The 17,418-nt window shown below is 67.2% G+C and carries 18 protein-coding genes; 3 read left to right on the forward strand and 15 right to left on the reverse strand.

Translation table 11 applies throughout. The features are described 5' to 3' along the window. Positions 1-39: 39 nt before the first annotated feature. From K1X74_00490 to K1X74_00500, 3 genes are all read right to left on the reverse strand, one after another. Positions 40-3,549 carry a hypothetical protein gene (locus tag K1X74_00490; GenBank protein MBX7164797.1) on the reverse strand — a complete coding sequence of 1,170 codons (3,510 nt, stop codon included), beginning with the start codon at positions 3,547-3,549 and terminating at the stop codon, positions 40-42. Between the two features lie 106 nt (positions 3,550-3,655). Then, positions 3,656-4,135 (reverse strand): hypothetical protein, encoded by a 480-nt coding sequence (locus tag K1X74_00495; protein ID MBX7164798.1) that lies wholly within the window; start codon positions 4,133-4,135, stop codon positions 3,656-3,658. Further along, positions 4,132-5,094, reverse strand: coding sequence for a cobalamin-binding protein (locus tag K1X74_00500; GenBank protein ID MBX7164799.1), 963 nt, complete (start codon positions 5,092-5,094; stop codon positions 4,132-4,134). The genes K1X74_00495 and K1X74_00500 overlap by 4 nt, the downstream gene beginning before the upstream one ends. Before the next feature lie 249 nt (positions 5,095-5,343). Here K1X74_00500 and K1X74_00505 point away from each other — a divergent pair, with 249 nt between their 5' ends. Further along, positions 5,344-6,513, forward strand: coding sequence for a sugar phosphate isomerase/epimerase (locus K1X74_00505; protein ID MBX7164800.1), 1,170 nt, complete (start codon positions 5,344-5,346; stop codon positions 6,511-6,513). A gap of 66 nt (positions 6,514-6,579) precedes the next feature. Here the strand turns inward: K1X74_00505 and K1X74_00510 are convergent, their stop codons facing one another. Next, a complete protein-coding gene (locus K1X74_00510) occupies positions 6,580-7,611 on the reverse strand; it encodes a glycosyltransferase (protein ID MBX7164801.1) in 1,032 nt (343 codons plus the stop codon). A gap of 205 nt (positions 7,612-7,816) precedes the next feature. Between K1X74_00510 and K1X74_00515 the strand changes: the two genes are divergently transcribed. Together K1X74_00515 and K1X74_00520 are read left to right on the forward strand one after the other, a co-directional pair. Continuing rightward, positions 7,817-8,665 (forward strand): 3'-5' exonuclease, encoded by an 849-nt coding sequence (locus tag K1X74_00515; GenBank protein ID MBX7164802.1) that lies wholly within the window; start codon positions 7,817-7,819, stop codon positions 8,663-8,665. A gap of 130 nt (positions 8,666-8,795) precedes the next feature. After that, the gene (locus tag K1X74_00520; protein ID MBX7164803.1) at positions 8,796-9,362 is read left to right on the forward strand and encodes a helix-turn-helix domain-containing protein; all 567 of its coding nucleotides are present in this window, start codon (positions 8,796-8,798) and stop codon (positions 9,360-9,362) included. A gap of 18 nt (positions 9,363-9,380) precedes the next feature. Here K1X74_00520 and K1X74_00525 read toward each other — a convergent pair whose 3' ends face one another. The 11 genes from K1X74_00525 to K1X74_00575 all read right to left on the reverse strand — a co-directional run bounded on the left by K1X74_00525 (position 9,381) and on the right by K1X74_00575 (position 17,385). Then, positions 9,381-11,306, reverse strand: a complete 1,926-nt coding sequence (locus K1X74_00525) for an FkbM family methyltransferase (GenBank protein MBX7164804.1) — start codon at positions 11,304-11,306, stop codon at positions 9,381-9,383. A 2-nt stretch (positions 11,307-11,308) separates the two neighbouring features. Further along, the gene (locus tag K1X74_00530) at positions 11,309-11,803 is read right to left on the reverse strand and encodes a hypothetical protein (protein MBX7164805.1); all 495 of its coding nucleotides are present in this window, start codon (positions 11,801-11,803) and stop codon (positions 11,309-11,311) included. Between the two features lie 76 nt (positions 11,804-11,879). Next, entirely contained in the window at positions 11,880-12,251 is a 372-nt protein-coding gene (locus tag K1X74_00535; protein MBX7164806.1) for a hypothetical protein, read from the reverse strand. A gap of 34 nt (positions 12,252-12,285) precedes the next feature. Continuing rightward, on the reverse strand, positions 12,286-13,146 hold the full coding sequence (locus tag K1X74_00540; GenBank protein MBX7164807.1) for a hypothetical protein: 861 nt from the start codon (positions 13,144-13,146) through the stop codon (positions 12,286-12,288). A gap of 33 nt (positions 13,147-13,179) precedes the next feature. Next, a complete protein-coding gene (locus tag K1X74_00545) occupies positions 13,180-13,566 on the reverse strand; it encodes a hypothetical protein (protein MBX7164808.1) in 387 nt (128 codons plus the stop codon). A gap of 62 nt (positions 13,567-13,628) precedes the next feature. Continuing rightward, positions 13,629-14,141, reverse strand: coding sequence for a hypothetical protein (locus tag K1X74_00550; GenBank protein ID MBX7164809.1), 513 nt, complete (start codon positions 14,139-14,141; stop codon positions 13,629-13,631). A 25-nt stretch (positions 14,142-14,166) separates the two neighbouring features. Then, complete coding sequence (locus K1X74_00555) at positions 14,167-14,562, reverse strand: DUF3168 domain-containing protein (GenBank protein MBX7164810.1); 396 nt, start codon at positions 14,560-14,562, stop codon at positions 14,167-14,169. Next, positions 14,559-15,188, reverse strand: a complete 630-nt coding sequence (locus tag K1X74_00560) for a hypothetical protein (protein ID MBX7164811.1) — start codon at positions 15,186-15,188, stop codon at positions 14,559-14,561. Before K1X74_00560 ends, K1X74_00555 begins: the two co-directional genes overlap by 4 nt. After that, positions 15,185-15,406: a hypothetical protein gene (locus K1X74_00565; GenBank protein ID MBX7164812.1), complete on the reverse strand. Its 222-nt coding sequence runs from the start codon at positions 15,404-15,406 to the stop codon at positions 15,185-15,187. The genes K1X74_00560 and K1X74_00565 overlap by 4 nt, the downstream gene beginning before the upstream one ends. Before the next feature lie 55 nt (positions 15,407-15,461). Continuing rightward, complete coding sequence (locus tag K1X74_00570; GenBank protein ID MBX7164813.1) at positions 15,462-17,090, reverse strand: LamG domain-containing protein; 1,629 nt, start codon at positions 17,088-17,090, stop codon at positions 15,462-15,464. A gap of 1 nt (position 17,091) precedes the next feature. Then, complete coding sequence (locus tag K1X74_00575) at positions 17,092-17,385, reverse strand: hypothetical protein (protein MBX7164814.1); 294 nt, start codon at positions 17,383-17,385, stop codon at positions 17,092-17,094. Positions 17,386-17,418 lie beyond the last annotated feature (33 nt).

Consider the following 17,418-nt stretch of genomic DNA (forward strand, 5'->3'; position numbering starts at 1 on the left):
CAAGTGGGTCGCCGGATAGGACAACGCGGACCGGGGCCTTTACCGCGGACGGATCAAACGATCGAGCTGGTTGTTCATTTCGTTGCGCAACGAGTCGACCGTCGCATCGCGGAGAAACTGAGCGCTGGCCTGTTGCAGGGCCACCTGGTCGATCACCGGTTTGCTCAGCGTACCCGCAATCGGCAGCCGGATGGTCTGGTTCTGCAGCGCCGCGCCCAAGGAATTGTTGCCGATCCACTTGGGCGGCACCGGCATCTCGGCCATCAGCGCCAGCGACTGGTCCAACCCGACCGAGCCGTAAGTGCGAATCGTCAGGTCCGGAAAGACCAATTGCAAGTTCTGGTGGTAGATGCGCCCCTGCACCATGCGGAACGGCACGACCGACTCGCGCGACAAACGGGCCGTCGACGGCCGCTGCAGCACGATGGTCAGGGCCTCGACCAAGGGACCGGCGGCGACTTCGGCCGAATGGATCGTCGCCTGACCGGCGATATCGCCTTGGCTCGGCGCGGCAACCGGAATCCGCCCCCCCTGCAGGTCGATTGAGAATTGCCCACTGGCGGTACCGACGTCGGCCATCACCGGGGCGATGTATTTCAGGAACCGCTGGCACATCTCGGGCGAAATCCTGGCATGGTCTAGCGCCTTGCCCGCGGGGAGCGTCACGAGCATCGGCCGCGGCTCGACGATCACGACCGGTTGCAGGTTGAGCGTGCCGCCGCTGAGCGGAATCTTGAGCAGGTCGAGTTGCAGCTTGCCCTCGAGCAGCCGGGCCTGAAGCTCGCCCTTACCCAGATCGAAGCCATACAGCGAGCCCGACTCCCAGCCGAGCGCCCCGCGGCCGTCGAGCCGCGCCAACGAAGTGGCCGCCAATTGCGGCTGGTCCTTGCGGCTGTCGTACGCCGGCGTGCCCAGGGGTCCGTGGAGGCTGAACGCGCGGCTGTCGCGTCCGCGCAGCTCGACCTCGGAGCCCAGATAGGTGCCCACCAGGGCTGCCAGCGCGCTGAGGTCGTAGTCGAGCTTGCCGTCGAGATCGATCTGCCGCGTCGACTTGAACTGGCCGATGGCTCCCTGCGTGACAAGGGCCAGGCCCTGCGAACGGATTTCGCAACGGTGCAACTGCAGGCGGTCGGCACGATTGTCGTATTCGAGCGAGGTGGCCAGGGCGAGCTGATTCTCGCGCCACAGGTCCTTGCCGCTTTGCCGCGCCACGAGGTTCTGCACGGTGCTCTGCAACTCGGCCTTCGTGGCCTGCGCCGTGCGCGTGATTTGCGCCTGGCCCTGGAGCTGACCCGCCCAGGCGACCTGCGCCTCGGCCGCGGGGTCGAGCCGCCAACGCATCAACTGGGCCAGGTCGCCGCGATAGTCGATCTGGCCGGCCAACGACGGCGACCCTGCGGCCGGAAACTCGTAGCGCAGCGCGCGGGTGCCCAGCTCCAGCGCCTGGCTGTTGATCGTGAGTTGATCGACGGCCGCGCGGTGCTGCGGCGCGCTCCAATTGGCCTGTACCGCCACGCGGACCAGCGGATCGTCGATGAACCAGCCGTTCCCCCAGGCGTGCAGATTGGCCAGCGACACTTCGGTGGCCACGAGCGCCAACTCGTCCGACGAGACATGCACACGGCCTTTGAGCCGGCCCTGTCCGGTGATTTCCCAGCCGTCGAAGCCGCTGGTGACCGGCGCCAGCCGCGGCAGCCATTGGGCGATCTGCCCGTCGGCCGTCACGTCGAGCGGCCAGGTCGTCTGCCGGCTGACCGGGGTGACGGGCGCCACGAGTCGGGCCTCGAATCGATCGAGCGCGCTGTCCATACGAATCTGGGCCGTGTCGACTCGGGTCCATTGATTCACCGCGTCGGCCGTGCCCTTGAGCGTGGCCAGGGCCACGAGATTCTCTTCGCGCCATACGCGCCGCTCGGGCAGGGCCACGATCAATTGGCGAATTTGCGTCTCGGCGTTCGCCTCGAAGCGGCCGTCGGGCTGGCGCTGCCACTTCAGATAGCTCCAGCCGTCGCCGTCGAGTTGGGCCTGGCCCAGATCGAAGAACTGGTTCAACTCCTTGCCGAGTTGCTTGAGATCGTACGTCGCCGAGACGGCAAACAGGTCGGGCGCGCCTTCGGCGTCGACCTGCAAGAAGCTCGATTCGCAATGCAACTCGTCGACGTGCATCCCCTGCTCGACGCGATGGGCCGCGAACTTCGCCTTGAGCGGCTGCTGCCAGGTGATGTCGCGGCCGTTCTTGGCGGCCACCAGGTTGCTCGTCTCGAGCATGCCGTTCCAGGTCGGTACGCCGTTGTTTTGCGCGCTGGCGAGCCGCAGCCGCAGGCCGCCGGCCTTGATTTCGGTGCCCGCACGCACCCGGACCGTTTCGGGCAGCATCCGGGCGAGGCGTGCCAGGTCGACATCGCCGGTGACTTCATAGGCCTGGCTCGTCAGCGAATTCACCAGTCCGCTGGCCGTGTCGATGCTGCCCGAGTAGGCGACCTGACCCACGTCGCAGTGCAGCGCCAATTGCTCGACATCGAGTCGCGAACCGACCTGTCGCAGCCGACACGGCGCGTCGAGCCGGGCCAGGCGGATTTCGTCGCGGCCCAACCACGGTGCGGTCACGTGCAACGCGCTGGCCACGAGCTGCCCGTCGACCTGAAACAACGACGGCTGCTCAGGCGTCGCGGCGCGGGCCTGGCAGACCATTTGTGCGTCGATGCGGCCCGTGGCATGCGTTCCCGGCGAAGCCTGATCGATCCACCAATTTGCCAACTCGACCGGGATGCCTTCGGCGTGCACCTGGCCTTGACCGACGTATCCCCCGGTGGCGGTGCGCTGGAACGTTGCTTCGACGCGGGCCTTTGAAGGACGGCCCAGGTCGACCAACTCGGCGCTGGCCTTGAGCGTGCCGGGCGCCTCGCGTTCGGCGGGCAGCGTGGTCCACAGCTCGACGTGATCGAATTGCCACTGTTGATCGCGCGGCTGATCGACGATGCTCACTTGTCCGTCGATCACGTGCAGTTCGATGGCCGTGCCCACCGCTGGCTCGGCAGCCGAGTCGTCGACCGGTAGCTTGGCCTCGCTCAGGTAGGCGGCCAGAATTTTTTCGGCATTGCTGCGATGGCTGTCGAGTGTCAGCACCACTTGGGGGCTCTGCACCTTGACGCGGCCCAGGTCGCTGCGGCTGGTGAGCAAGCCCCACAGCCCGCGCTCGCTTTCGATCCGCGTCACGCGGACGAAGGGCTGGCCGTCGGTGCCGCGCACCTCGAGCCCGCGAATCACGCTGGGCGAGAACCATCCGAGCGAGGCGCTGCGTGCCTGGACGCTGCCGTCGACGTCGGCCGCGACAAACGCCAGCACACGATTGAACACCATCGATCGGCTGACAATCCAAGGCAACGCGACGATCAACAGCACGAGCGTCGCGGCCATGACCGCCAAAGCATAGCGCGAACGCCGCCGGCGCCGGCGTAACGGGCGATCTTCGTCAAAATCTTCTTCACGACGTTTGCGGCGCAGCGGTTGCTTGCGCCAACGCGAGACGGTGCGAAACTTGATTGCCATGGCGAGTCCCTGCCGGCGGTGGTACCGAGTCCCTGGAAGCGGGCGGCGAATTCTAAGGCTGCGCACTCCTGGCGCCCTAGAGCGATTTTGGCCGGCGTGCCGCGTGCTAGCACCGCTCGCGAAGGACCTGCTCGAGCACGGCCCGGAGCTGCGCTTGGGTCGCCGGGTCGCGCGCCGCACCTTTGAGCGGCCGCAGGCTCGCATGCAGCGAAACGACGTGTAGACGTCGCCAGGTGACCCGCACCAGGCAGGGCTTCGCCTGGCCCGCGGCGGCCCAGATCAACACGCGCCACGGGCGGATCGGCGTAGGCGCACGATCGTGGCGCCGTTTCCACACCAGGCCGACGCCCTCGGGCAGCGCTGGCGCCAGGTTGTTTTCGATCACGTTGTTCCAATTCGACCGCGGCGAGACGACGAGGTAACTCCAGCAGGCGCGGCGGCGACAATGCAACCTGAGGATCAGGTAATCGCCGATCTGCTCCAACAATACCAGCGGCAAGGTCACCAGCGCCACCGCCAGCACCAGCGGCAGCGCCACCACCACGAGCAGCACTTGCAGGACGAGCTGAAGCCACGGCCGGTTCATGCCTGCGGCTCGATGCGCTGCCAGACGGTTTGCGGCCATAAGACGCAAGCGGGCGCCGCCACGCGTTCCGGGTGCACCAGGTGCGCGAGGATTTCCAGGCTATCGAGCATCCGCGGGCCTGAACGATTGAAATATGCATTCCCATCGACGGCGTACAGCCGGCCGCGCTGCACTGCCGCGAGTTGCTTCCAGCCCGGCATGGATTCCAGACGCGGCAACTCGGCCAACGTGCGTTCGAGTGAGAAGCCACACGGCATTACGATCAACACCTCGGGGTCGTATCGAACGATCTCCTCCCAGGGCGTGTAGGTGCTGTGCCGCCCGGCTTGGGTTAGCCCCGGTGCGGCACCGGCCAGCTCCAGCAGCTCGGGCATCCAGTTGGCCGCCACCATCGGCGGGTCGATCCATTCGAGACACACCACGCGTGGACGATCCTCGCGGCGCAGAGCGCTGGTCTGGGCGGCGATCGCCTCGCGCCGCGCGCACAGTTGCGCCACCGCCGCCGCGGCCCGATCGGGCACGCCCGCCGCGGCACCCACGGTGACGATATCGGTCAGAATCGCATCGAGCGTCATCGGGTTGAGCGCGACGACGTGCGCCGGTTGCAGCTCCGCGCGGCTCGCCACGGCATCGAGCACGTCGGCGTAGCGCACAGCGCAGACGTCGCATTGGGCCTGCGTGACGATCAGGTCGGGGGTCAGTTGCGCCAGGCGCTCGACGTCGATCTGGTACAGCGCACGGTTGTCGGCCACGTGGGCCTGCACCTGGCGATCGATTTCGGCGCTCGTGGCCTCGACTTCGACGGCGGTCGAGGTCAGTCGCGGCCGGTCGAGAACCTGCGGGGGAAAATCGCACTCGTGGCTGATGCCGACAAGCCGTTCCGCCAGACCCAGAAGGGCCACGATCTCGGTTCCGCTGGCCAACAGCGAAGCGATGCGCTGTGCGGGGGCACGCGTCATAGGATGGAGACTCGCTGGGACAAAGAGCTTGCCACGATCGACCGGTCCTGGCGCCGACGCCGCTAGTCTACCTCCCGACGATCGACCGGCACCCCTGGTTCGGCCGCGCGCGGCCGTTTGAATCCTCGGAAACGGCCCCTTACAATCCCGCCCAGATTTGGGCCTGCCCAGATCGTTCTCAGGGGAGAGTTTTCCGCGCCGCGCCTGCTCGCGGCGTGCCGTCCACACATCTTCGAAGGTCAACGTCACGTGGGTCATCATCAAACTGCCCAGCATCGCTCCGGCAAGCATTCTCATCATCAGATCGGACTGGTCCGCGGCCAATTCGGCAATGTGCCCGAAGACCAATGGCTCGACTGGATTGCCCGGACCGGGTTCGACGGCTGGGAAGAGGCCTCCTGGGAGCTCGACCTGGCCCGGTGCGGCGACGATGCGGGCGCAGAGAGCTATGCTCGCGAGCGCGTGGCCAAGGCCCAATCACGGGGTCTGGAAATCTTTTCGCTCGCGGCGCACCTGCAAGGCCAGGCCCTGGGCGACGAACCCAGCGCCAAGACGTTGCAGTTCCTCGGCGGCGAATCGGTCGAGGCCTATGCCGCGTGGCGGGCCAAGGGCCACGCCCCGCCGCGCACCAATCCGTATTTCGTGCCCGATCACGTCGCCGAGATTGCCCAGCGCCAGGCGGCCACGGCGCTGGTGAATACCGTGCGTCTGGCACACTTCATCGGCAAGCTGGAAAACCGCGTCGTACCGGTGTCGGGCTTTGTCGGCTCGCCGGCCCACTGCTGGAGCCATTGGTTCTTGTTCCCGCCGTTGCCCTCGTCGCTGGGCGGTCATCCGATTCCGAACGTGTTCGAAGTGAGCCTGGAGCTGCTCGTCGAACGCTTCGGCCCGGTGTTTCAGGCCTGCCTGAAATACGGCACGACGTACGACCTCGAGTGTCACCCCAGCGAACGCGCGATGGGCGATCTGGCCAGCGCGGGCGATTACCTGGCTGCGGTCGATCGCGCCGGGTTCGCGCAGGCGGCCGGTTTCAACTTCGATTGCTCGCACATGGAATGGCAAGGCGTCTCGGGCGTCGACTTCATCCGCGCTTACGGCGACCGGATTCACTGTGCGCACATCAAGGGCGTGCAGGTCGCCTCTGGATACACGCGCAACGGCCGGCTTGGCGGTCACAAACCGATGGGCGACAAGCACAACGGCTGGAACTTCGTTACGGCCGGCACGGCCCGCGATGCGACGTCGACCGAGATGCTCATGGTCGAGCTGAATCGGGCCGGCTATAGCGGCGCCGTGTCGATCGAATGGGAAGACAACGACGTCGAGCAGCACGCCGGTGCCAAGGCGGCCTTGGCCAACGTGCACCGCGCCGATCAGCCGCCGAGCTTGATGCGGCATGACGAGCAGTTGAAGGCCTGAGCAGGCGCGGATTGGGCCGGGCCCCCCCACGCACAGAACGTGAGGGAAGCATTCTCCCCCAGGCTGCTACGGACGAACGCGCCGCGCGGCCGGGACATTTGCCGTGTGCGTACCGGCCGGCGCCGCGCCATGTGCAGCATCCAGGCGCAGATGCGGCCGGTTTGCCAGCGGCGCAGGGCCCTGGGCCTGCAGTTGCCGACGTACGAGCAGTCGGGCGTGATGCCGGCGCATTTGCGGCCACTCGGTCCAGGCCGCTGCGCGCCCGGCCAGCGCGGCCGTGGCCCGCAAAAGGCGGCCGCTCAACCAACCGTCGGCGGACGCGATGCATGTCGCATGTGCGAGCAGGGCCCGCGTCCAGCCCACCACGGGCGCGGATCGCAGGAACAATCGCTCGGCCTGGCGCCCGGCAGCAAACGCGAGCGTCCGGCTCGGCGTCGCGCCGGGCAGATACACGCGGGAGCGCGGTTCGCAGACGCTCGTGAACCCGGCGCCGCGCAGTTGCATCGCGACGTCCACGTCGGCCAGCGCGTCACCCACGCCGATTTCGAAGGCATCGTCCTCGTCGGGCACCAGCAATTCGCGGCGATAGAAAGCCGCCGCCAGCACTGGACCGACGACGTTGCCGGCCAGCTCGGCGGCATCGAGCAGGTCGGTGCCGGCGCCGCGCTCCAGCCTGCGCCCGCCGGCGCGATAGGTCAGCCCTGCCGACACGACCGTTTGCCGGTCGGCGGCATCGATCACCACCGGCGCCACCGCCCCCACGCGCGGATTGTCGAAATGGGCCAGCGCCGCGTCGGTCCATTCGGGCGTCGCCTCGGCGCCGCACGCCAGCACGTGCACGATCGCCGCGCGGCAGTGCCGCAGACCGACGTTGAGACACTCGACGAGCCCCGCCCCACGTGCGGCCTGCACAAAGACGGCCTCGTCCTGCAGGTCGTACGGGTCGGCGTAAGGCCGGTTGAAGGCGAGCACGATCTCGCAGCGGTCGGGCCGGTTTTCCAACACCGACACCAACCCTTGCTCCATCGCGGCAAAGTCGCCTAGCACGGGAATCAGAATCGACAGCCGCGGCTCGGCAGAAACCATGTAGCGTGCCATCCCTGCGCGCGTTGCGATCGCCGCCGCCTGCGGACGCATTTCGTCAGCCGCAACCGGCGCCGTTGGTCCGTCGGTTTATGTCGGCTAGCACAACCACGGAGGTTTACGTAACTTTGGCGCAATCGATTTCGTGGCGCTAGGCGCATTGCCGTGCTGGCAATGCTGGCGCGCGGGCGCCATGCCGCAAACGCGGAGGTCTGCTCCCATGCCACCGGTGGTTCGCTTCCTGGTGTTCGATTGCGAAAGCGTGACCGACGGTGAGTTGGTCAACCGGATTCGCTACGGCGGTGAGGAACGCACCGCCCAGGCGGCAACGCGCCGCTATCGCGACGAGTTGCTGGCCAAGTACGACAGCGACTTCGTGCCATACACCTTCCAGGTGCCCACGGCCGTGGCCGTGGCCAAGATCGCCACCGACTACACGCTGTTCGATCTCGTCGCGCTCGACGAACCCGAGTTCCGTCCGCACGTCATCACGGAGCATTTCTGGCGCGGCTGGGAAAAATACAAACAACCCACGCTGGTCAGCTTCAACGGTCGTGGATTCGACCTGCCGCTGTTGGAATTGGCGGCGTTTCGCTACGGCATCGCGCTGCCGGGCTGGTTCACCACCGCGGTGCCCAACTACAAGCAGCCGCGCTATCGCTACAACGTCGACGCACACATCGACCTGCAAGAATTGCTGACCAACTCCGGCTCGACGCGCTTCACCGGCGGACTGAACCTCGCGGCCAACTTGTTGGGCAAGCCCGGCAAGATGGACGTCCAGGGACACATGGTCCAAGACCTCTACGACGCCGGTCGGCTGCGCGAAATCAACGAGTACTGCCGCTGCGACGTGCTCGACACATACTTCGTCTTTTTGCGCAGCCGGGTGTTGGTCGGCGCACTGACGCTCGAAGAAGAGCACCGCTTGATCGCCGGTACCAAGCAATGGCTCGAAGTCCGCGCCGCCGAGGTGCCCGCCTACCGCGACTATCTGGCCAAGTGGGGCGACTGGACGAACCCCTGGAGCGCGGCGACGGCGGCCAAACCCAAGCCCAAGCCGGCCTGATGCGGACGCCGCTGCGCGGACCGCCATCGAACGGGGAACAGGAGATTTTTTCCGCAAACGGTTGACATCGCCGGGAACACTATCTATACATGTGTTCATTATCCTGAACCAGAGCCCCCCGGCTCCCTCCATGCTCATGTTTGCCGGCGAGCATCGACCGAACGTCGCGGCCAATCTCCGCCGGCTGATGGCGCGCCTCAACCTCACGAATCTCGACGTGGCCCAGCGCTGCGGGCTCGATTTGCGTACGGTCAAATCGATCCTGGCCGGGCGCCGCCAACCGCATCCCCGCACATTGCATCGACTTGCGACGGGGCTCGAAGTCGACGCCGACGAGCTGTTTCAGACGCCGGCGCTGTTGGCCCGGCGCTACTTCGACCGCTGGACCAACCAGGCGGTCGACGACGTGATCGCGGCCGAACCGCAGTTGGTCGTGGGCTGGACGCCGGCCGACTTCGAAGAGCTCTATAGCCGATTTGGCACCGGGGGACCGCTGACACGCGACGGGGCGCGTCAGGCCATTCAACTGGCCAACCAGAAGCGCAAGCTCCGCGAGAAGATCGACCTCGTGCTCGAAACCGACCAGGCCGACGTCCTCTGCGCCTTGGTCGAAACGCTCTACAACAAGGTGCTGCTCTCGCCGGCTGGCGAGTTCGACGCTGGTGAGCCGCCTCCCGGCGAGGACGGCGCCGAATAGCTGCGCACCGCGCATCGGTTATGCGCCGCCGCCGCGCCACTCGAGCCGGAAAGTGCCGTCGTCGTGCGCGGGCCGCTTGTCGGTCAGCCACGTGAGTTGCGCCGCGGGGAATCGTCGCGCGACCAGCTCGGCCAATCGCGACCGTCCGCCGTGATATTCGCCGACCATCGTCCCCACGCGTCCCCCGTCGCCCAGACTCGACAGCACGTCGGCTTCGCTCCCTTCACAGTCGAGTTTCACCAGGTCGACTTCGGACCAGCCGAGCCAGTCGAGCAGCGCGTCGAGCGACCAGACTTGCCGCACGGGATGCCCCGGGCCGGTCCCATTCGTCAAGCGCGCGTTGCTGGGGGCACGGCGCTCGTCCGGTTCGACCAGCCGCCACGGACCGCCCCCGCACGCCACGGCGGCCTCGAGCACCTGGGCGCGCCCGCCGAGGTTGCGCGCCAGCGCCGCTTGCGCCTCGGGATGCGGTTCGATACAAACGACTTCCGCGTCAGGAAAACGCTCCAGCAGCCGGGTCGTGAAGCTCCCGATGTGCGCGCCGACGTCGAGCACCCGCCGGATCGGTCCGCGCAGCTCGTCGAGCCGATACACGTCGTCGCGCCAGATCTCGGCCACGTTCGCCAGGTCGTCGTCCCGCGCGTCGGGGCGAATCCAATGACCGGCCTCGTACTCGAGCGTCGGCGGCGCCAGCCGCTCGACGATCGAACCGCGCGCGAGCAGCTCGCCGACCAGTTCCGGCAGCGCGACCCGCAGATGCCGTTCGGCCACGACGTAGCGATAATGTCGCCGAAAGAACTCGCGCCCCGCGTCGGCAGCGGCGCGCAAGGCGCTGGCATGCGTCCGTGGCACGACGTGAATCACGTGCTCGGCCGGTGGAAAATAGTGCAGCGGATGCAGCGGTCCGGCGCGCCAGGCGATCAACGTCGGAGTGCCCACTTGTTCGCCGGCCATCACGTGTCCCGGACCGCTGTCGATGCCCACGCACAGCCGCGCGCGATGGGCCAGCGCGGCGATGGTCGCCGCGTCGCCGTGGGTTGCAGACGGCCACAGCGGATGCCCCAAGCCGGGACCGAACACTTCGCGCCCGTCGATCAAGCGGCTGCGCTGCGGCGATTCAAAATCCAATACCACCGGCATGCAACCCGCTGCCCGCGCTCGACGGCACACCTCGGCCACGATCCGCTCGTCGAGGTTCTTGGCCTGTTGCACGGTGCGCCCTTGGTAATGGATCAGCACCACGCCCGCATGCGCCGGCAGCGCGCGATAGTAGGCATCGACCCGGGCCAGCTCGGCGCGGCCAAACGGCGTCCAATAGCCGCATTGCTCCAATCGCGGCACAATTCCGAACGTCTCGCGCAGGCAGCGCTCGGCCTTCGTGCTGGGAGCATCGGCATAACACCGATCGGGCTCGAGAAACGGCAGCCACACGTCGAGATCGTAGTCGAGCGCCAGGCCACGGCCGGCCAATTCCGCGTGGCTGTCGGCATGCACATGCGGCAACTCTCCTTCGAACGCGTGGCGCACCAGCCCGCGATAGAGCGACGCCCAACCCGGCTTGACCAGCACGTCGACGTCCCAATCGGGCTGCAACAGGCGCAAGTGCCGTAAGACGACGGTCAATTGCACGGCGTCACCGAAGCCGTGCGCAAAGCGCAGCAACAGCCGCGGACGGCGCTGCCAACCGAGCCACCGCGCGACCGGCTGCGCCAGGCGCGCCACCGCGTCGCCCGTACCTGGCAGCAGGCGATTCAACCATTGCCGTCGCGCTGCGCAGGGCGCACAGTTCGCCGGCAGGGCGAGCCGGAGCTTTGCCGGGCAAGGGCCCGGATGAATTCGCCCGACCGGATGCGGCGTCACGCCGCCGTGACCGCAGTCGGGACAGCGCCAGCGGTTTCGTCCATCGGGCAACCGCTCGACAAGTTCGATACGGCAGACATCCATCGTCAAATCACCGTCACCGTGGCCCGCGCAGATCGAAAATCGAAGAAGATTGGCGACAGCCAGGTGACCCCGACCGTGAAATCGTCGAACACCAGGCCGTCGAGCACCGCGAAGCAATCGGGCGGATGCAGGGGATCGGCCGGCCCGACAGGGAGCAATTGCTCCACGACGCGAACCTGCCGATCGAACGAGGCGCTGACCGCCGACATCGACAGCCTGAAGAGATAGAAACCACCTTCGTTTCTCAGCTCGAGGAGGATCGCCAGCGGATTGCAAGGCAGCTGGTCGTTGAGACTGATGATGTACGACCAGGAGCATGACGTTCCGCGCACGGACAACACCCAGGTCTGGTTCCAGGCCTCCTCGTTGCGGCAACCGAGAAAATGATCACCTTGCTCGACGCCCTCGAGGACCAACTGCAAATGCGTCGGCGCGCGGCGGTCCACGCACAGATTGCACAGCACCGAGGGCCTGCTCGAACCGACCGAGCCGGGCATGCTCGAAGTGCTGCCCGCCGTCTGACAACAACAGGGATATCCCCCGGCCACCTTCCTCCTCCACCGCGGCTTCGACTCAGCCGCATTCCAGTTGCACGACTTCCCATCGCCCCGAGCGCGGGCTGAAATAGCACCAGCAGCGATCGCCCAGGCCGCCGCTCTTGTCGCCCAGCGAGTCGTAAACCTCGGTCGTCGGGCCCGACGCCGCGGTCCAACTCGTGCCTTGAAAGACGAGCCGCCGGGCCGTCGCCTGACTGCCGGCCGCCAGCGACGCGGTCAATTCGAACAGCGCCAACGTTTCGACGGCCACCGGCGCCAGCCGCAGCCCGGCCGCATCGTGTCCGGCGACCGTGTTTGCGCCGCCGACGATCTTGCGCAGCCAGGCCAGTTCGCGGGTCACCGCGGCGGCCCAATCACGCGACAACGGTGTGCTCGTGTCGATGCTCATCCGCTCCACCTCGCTCGAAGTCGCGTGGTCCGCTTCAGCCGAAGGCAAACAGGCCGTCGAAATCTCCCGTCGCGTACAAGCGCCGATTGCCGTCGTCGACCACCCGCAGCCAATGCTCGCCCCCGAATGCGGCGCCGCGCCAACGATGGTTCCAACCGAGCTTGGTTGTCCCGTTGGCCGTCGACGTCACGGTCCGGGCCTTGAAGAAATAATCGAGGCGCCACAAGCCCGTATCGATGAACTGAAAATCGCGCCGCACGCGGGCGCCGAGAAATATCAAGGTCTCGGCCGGGTAGCCGACAAAGGTCGACGCGTTGAGCTTGCCGCGCAGGTCGACAATCGCCGACCAGGGCGGCGACGGCACGCGCTGCCAGCTCAGCCGCAATTCATCGGTCGGTACCAGGATCGGCAGTGCCGTGTCGTCGTCGACCATGGGCGAGCCGGCGACGTCCCAGCGAAAATGCCGCGCTTCGGCACGCTCCAATTCGCTCGACAGGTCCGCCTGAAACAACAAGATCGTTCCGCTCGGCACGTTCGGCAGGTCGTTGCGCCCGCCGGTCAGCGACCACAGCGGCTCGTAAGTCACCGTCACCCGCGCACCCGACGGATACGAGTTCAGGCCCGTGGTCGAAGTCAACACGGCTGGGCCGACCGGATGGCCCGGGTCGAACGGCTCGATCCGCACGTCGGTCGCGACGGCCCCTGAAACGCCCGGAAACGGCGCCGGCGGCGTGTACACGAACGTCGCTCCGACCAGCCGGTAGCTGCCCCACAACTCCGCGACCAACGCAGGCCAGTCGTTCCATGCAATCCGCAACACGCGCGTGGCCGTAAAACCATCGAGCGTCTGCCGCATGGTGGGCGAACCTTCGAGCTCTTCGACGGCAACCGGCATCGTGCAACCTTTCTCGTTTCCCGGGGTTTTGCGTCAGGTCCAATTCGGCTCGGTCCACGCACCGTCGCTGGTGAATTCGGCCTCCCAGCCGGTCACCTCGTCGCGCTCGACGTCGACCACCAGCCGCAGGGCGTCGATCACCGCCGGCACCTGGTAGTAGTGTGTGGGCGAAAGATGCAGCCGCAGCACGACGGTGTCTCCTTCGGCAAACGCCTCATGAATCGCGGCGCCGCGGTCGAGCTTGCCTTGCAGCTTGCCCTGGCCGTGGCGGGCCCCGCTCGTGCGCCGGCGAAAGCCCGCCGTGGCGCTGCTGGCATACGTCTTGCCTTCGGCGCGCGTCATGAAGTGCCAGCCGCTGACATCGGCCACGGTCGCGCCGCCCACCAGCACCTTGCCGTCTCGGCCCGAGAGCAAAGCCATGGCTGCCCACCTCCCTGGAATCACGCACCCGCAAGCCAGCCCGACGCCACCGCGCGACGGGACTACACACCCAGCACCACCACGCGATACGCGATCGGCCCGGCCGTCGCGTTGGCAATGCGCAACACGTCGGCCGCGCCGGCGGCGACCGCCCACCCCGTCGACGGATGAGCCATCAACAACGGCGCCCCGGCGGGCAGCACGACCTGCGCCGTGGAACTGCCGTTCCACGGTGCCGTGAACGGATCGCTCGCGGCGCCGCCTACCAGCAAATCGTCGCCCGCCGCCGTTGCCAAATTGACCAGCAGCAGCGCCTTGACCGCCGCCAAGACCTGCGCCGCCGCCGCGCCGAACATCGTGGTTGCCAGGTTGCTCAGCACCAGGTCATCGTGCGCCCCGGCGGCAATCGTGCGCTCGTCGTGCCAGAGCTTCTCCACCTGGCCGGCACCGGTGCCGTGGGCCATCGTCATCGCAAACTCCAGCCGCGCCGCGTCGATCACCGTCGACAGCGACTGCATGTCTTGCAGCGCCCAATCGATACTGGCCCGCAGCTCGGCCGTCAGCGAGTTGCTCATGGTTGGTTCCTTGCGTTCGTCTGGTTCACGTCGCCGCGGGCACCTGCAGCCGGACTCGCCAGCGTGTCACGCCACGCCAGCGCGCATGATCGGCCGGTTCGATCCAAGCCTCGGTCAGCAGAAACCGCACGCTGGCGTCGCCCGTCGCGAGTTCCACGCCGTCGAAGGCCGCCTGGCTCGCCGCCAGCACCGCTGCGCACGCGTCGTAGCGGTCGCCCCACGCGATCAGCTCCCACTGCGTCGTATCGATGCGATGATTGGTCGTCGTCGCCGGCGGTTGCGCACCGGACGGTCGCAGCACGACGTACGGTAGCGCCGGTATGCCGGCCGCTTGGGCCGTAAACACCCGCTCGGCCGGCACCAGCGACGTTAGCTCGGCCGTCACCGCCCACTGGGCCTGGATCACGCTCGCCACGATCACCGGACTTCCTCCACTTCGAGCTCGGGCAGACGATCGAGGCGCTCGAGGCCGGCGACCTGCAGCACGCGCAGCGTGTGGCCCGCATACAGCACCCGGTCATCCACCTCGACCGGCAACCGCGCGCCCAGGTGCACGCGAATGGTGCGCAGGCCGGCGCGTTCGTTCTGATCGCTCGCGGCGCGTTGGTCGATCACTGTGACCCGGGCGGTCACCGCCGTGGCATACGTCGTATAAGTCGCCACCGGCGCGCCACAGGCGTCCGCCGCCCACTCGGGCCGTTGCAAGTCGATTTCGATTTCTTCGCCCTCGATCGACAGGGCCCGCGTCGAGCAACGCCACCGCGTGCTCAACGTTTGCAGCTCGACGGCCAGCACCGTCCACGTGGCGCCGCTGTCCTCGACGATCAGGCTGCCCAAGGGCGGTCGCTCGGCCACCAGCGCGACCGGCAGGTGCCAGACCACGTCTGCCTGGAGCACCTGGCCGGCGGTCGGCGCCGATTCTTGACGGGCAATCGGCCCCCGCAGCGCGCCCGCCACCGTCACCGGCTCGCTCGCGTCGCGCGGCCACAGTTCCACGGTCACCAGGCCGTCGAACGTCGCCTGATCTTCCCCCGGATCGAAGCTCACGCGCTCTCTCCTCGTGTCTCGATCTCGAACGGCTCGGCTCCGGCCAGCTTTTCGTCGCACCACTCGACCGTCCGCCGCAATTGGTCCAGGTACGCGGCCCACATCACGGCCTGTCCATCAATCTTGTAGCTGGGCTTCGGCATTGCTGTAATCGCCGCGATCACGGCCAGCGTCTGGCTGCGGATCGCTGCAAGTTGTTCCGGATCGGTCGGTGGCATGTTGTTCCCTTCTCTTGCTTCTCGTTGAGCTGCGCCAGCGCGTCGCGCGTGGCGCCTACCCTGTTGCCAGCGCGATGCCCCACTTCGCCGCCAGATGCGCCCGCAGCTTGGCGCGATTCGCCTCGGGGTGGGCCACGTTGTACTTGACGACCTCGCCCAGGTAGCCGTCGAGCCAGAAACCCGGGTTGCTCAACGGTCCCATGCCGTCCATCGAGAAGATGTGTGTGTTGGTGACCGTCGTGCCTGCACGTCCATCGACGCTGGATTCCCACACGTCGGCGTCGCGCGTGAATTCGTAAATGTGCCAGGCCTCGCCCGCGACGGGCGCGCCCACCCCGTCTTCGGCTCCCAGAAACGGCAGCCCGGAGCCGGCCTCGGGATGCACGACAAACCGTTCGTTGTTGCCGCCTAGATATCCGCTGCCCGTCTGCACGACGTACTGCGTACCGGTCAGGTAATGCGACCCGAACGCGACGTCGTTGTTCTTGGCCACGATGAACACGGTCAGTGCGGCGCCCTTGCACCACGAGAAAAAATTCAACTGGTCGTCCGCGCCGTCGAATTGCACGGCGGCCAGGCCATTCTTCGTGTTGGGTCGAAAGGCGGGGCGCGTCCCGTTGTTCGCTCCGGCCGTTGCGTCGCGCGCCAGCGCCGCCCCGCCCCGATGCTCGACCGCGCCGACCGGATCGCCGTCGTTCGCCACCGCCCCGGTTCTTTCGAGCTGCTGAAACAGCGCCGCCGCGACGCTGAAGTCGTAATGCGTGTGGCAGTGCGAAAGCTGCTGCGGCGCGAGCGCCTCGCCGCCGGCGAGCACCTTCGCCGTCGCGCCGCCGGAGCGCCCCGGTGAGGCCGACGCATACAGGGCCACCTGCACGTCGCTGAGCGACTGATTGCACAGCACCAGTTCGCCGAGGTTGCCGTGCCAGTAATTGCCGACGGTATTGCTCACGCTGCCGATGTGCAGATCATCGGTCGCCGGCGTGCCCGCCGCGGCCGGGCTGCCCGACACGCTGAACCCTTCCGGCGTCTTGCTGCCGATCTGGATCGTACCGGTGCTGCCGTTGCAGCGCACGACGATCAACTGCCAACCGTCGGTGACGCGCAGCGTGGCCGTCGTCGTCCGGTTCACCAGCGCCGTACCGGCCGTGCCCTTGAGCACCAACAAGGTCAGCGTGTTGCCACTGGCGTTACGCCCCAGGTAGAGCCCGAATTTGTCGGTGCCGCCGCCGCGCGCCGTATCGAGCAGCACCAGGTTCGTGCCGTCGCTGGCCACTTTCACCCAGGCCAGCAACGTGAACTGCGCCGTCGTGTGCACGTAGGCGAAGGCCTGCCGCGAGTTTTCGACCGTCAGGAAGTCGTTCACGCCGTCGAAGACCAGAAACGACGCGCGCCCGCCGCCCGAGCCCAACAGCGGCTCGCGGCCCGCGTTGCCAGCCGTGGCGCGATGCGCATCGGGCCCTTGATCGTCGATCTGCCCGACCGTGTGCCCGTCGGTCGTGGCCCGCATCAACGGCGTGCCCACCAGGTTTTCCTGCCAGAGCGCGTCGGTCAGATGCGAGGGCAACCACAAGGTCACTCCCGACAATTGCGTCGGCGTAAAGACCGGGGTCGCCGGACGGCTCGTCCATTGCGAACCGAACGACCCGGCTTCGCGCTGCGCACTGAGAAACCTGCTGCCCCGCATGTCACACCACCAGGTATTCGACTTTTTGTCCCGCCGCCGAGGCGATCAAGTACACCTTGGCCGCGTCGTCCACTTTGACTAGCAAGCCTTCACCGGCCGCGAGGCCGAAGCCCGTCGCAGCCGTCACGGTCGCGTCGCGCCCGACGTACACAGTTCCGGTGTTCGTCGCCGCCGCTTTCAATTGCACGCCCCGCGTCGCGTGCAGCGTGCTGGCCACCAGCGCCACCGCCGAGGTGCCCACCGTCTGCTGGCCCGTGACGAAGGTCCCCGTCACGTCGTCGCCCAATCGCGTCATCGTTGTCTCCTTGTCTCCATGTCTCCGGGTCCC

The sequence above is a fragment of the Pirellulales bacterium genome, assembly GCA_019694435.1.
In the GTDB taxonomy this organism is placed as follows: Bacteria; Planctomycetota; Planctomycetia; order Pirellulales; family JAEUIK01; genus JAIBBZ01.

Bases quoted from the DNA above. Each gene is read 5' to 3' on its own strand.
- K1X74_00490 (MBX7164797.1), bottom strand. From the start codon at position 3,549: ATGGCAATCAAGTTTCGCACCGTCTCGCGTTGGCGCAAGCAACCGCTG.
- K1X74_00495 (MBX7164798.1), bottom strand. From the start codon at position 4,135: ATGAACCGGCCGTGGCTTCAGCTCGTCCTGCAAGTGCTGCTCGTGGTG.
- K1X74_00500 (MBX7164799.1), bottom strand. From the start codon at position 5,094: ATGACGCGTGCCCCCGCACAGCGCATCGCTTCGCTGTTGGCCAGCGGA.
- K1X74_00510 (MBX7164801.1), bottom strand. From the start codon at position 7,611: ATGGCACGCTACATGGTTTCTGCCGAGCCGCGGCTGTCGATTCTGATT.
- K1X74_00515 (MBX7164802.1), top strand. From the start codon at position 7,817: ATGCCACCGGTGGTTCGCTTCCTGGTGTTCGATTGCGAAAGCGTGACC.
- K1X74_00520 (MBX7164803.1), top strand. From the start codon at position 8,796: ATGCTCATGTTTGCCGGCGAGCATCGACCGAACGTCGCGGCCAATCTC.
- K1X74_00525 (MBX7164804.1), bottom strand. From the start codon at position 11,306: ATGGATGTCTGCCGTATCGAACTTGTCGAGCGGTTGCCCGATGGACGA.
- K1X74_00530 (MBX7164805.1), bottom strand. From the start codon at position 11,803: ATGCCCGGCTCGGTCGGTTCGAGCAGGCCCTCGGTGCTGTGCAATCTG.
- K1X74_00535 (MBX7164806.1), bottom strand. From the start codon at position 12,251: ATGAGCATCGACACGAGCACACCGTTGTCGCGTGATTGGGCCGCCGCG.
- K1X74_00540 (MBX7164807.1), bottom strand. From the start codon at position 13,146: ATGCCGGTTGCCGTCGAAGAGCTCGAAGGTTCGCCCACCATGCGGCAG.
- K1X74_00545 (MBX7164808.1), bottom strand. From the start codon at position 13,566: ATGGCTTTGCTCTCGGGCCGAGACGGCAAGGTGCTGGTGGGCGGCGCG.
- K1X74_00550 (MBX7164809.1), bottom strand. From the start codon at position 14,141: ATGAGCAACTCGCTGACGGCCGAGCTGCGGGCCAGTATCGATTGGGCG.
- K1X74_00565 (MBX7164812.1), bottom strand. From the start codon at position 15,406: ATGCCACCGACCGATCCGGAACAACTTGCAGCGATCCGCAGCCAGACG.
- K1X74_00570 (MBX7164813.1), bottom strand. From the start codon at position 17,090: ATGCGGGGCAGCAGGTTTCTCAGTGCGCAGCGCGAAGCCGGGTCGTTC.
- K1X74_00575 (MBX7164814.1), bottom strand. From the start codon at position 17,385: ATGACGCGATTGGGCGACGACGTGACGGGGACCTTCGTCACGGGCCAG.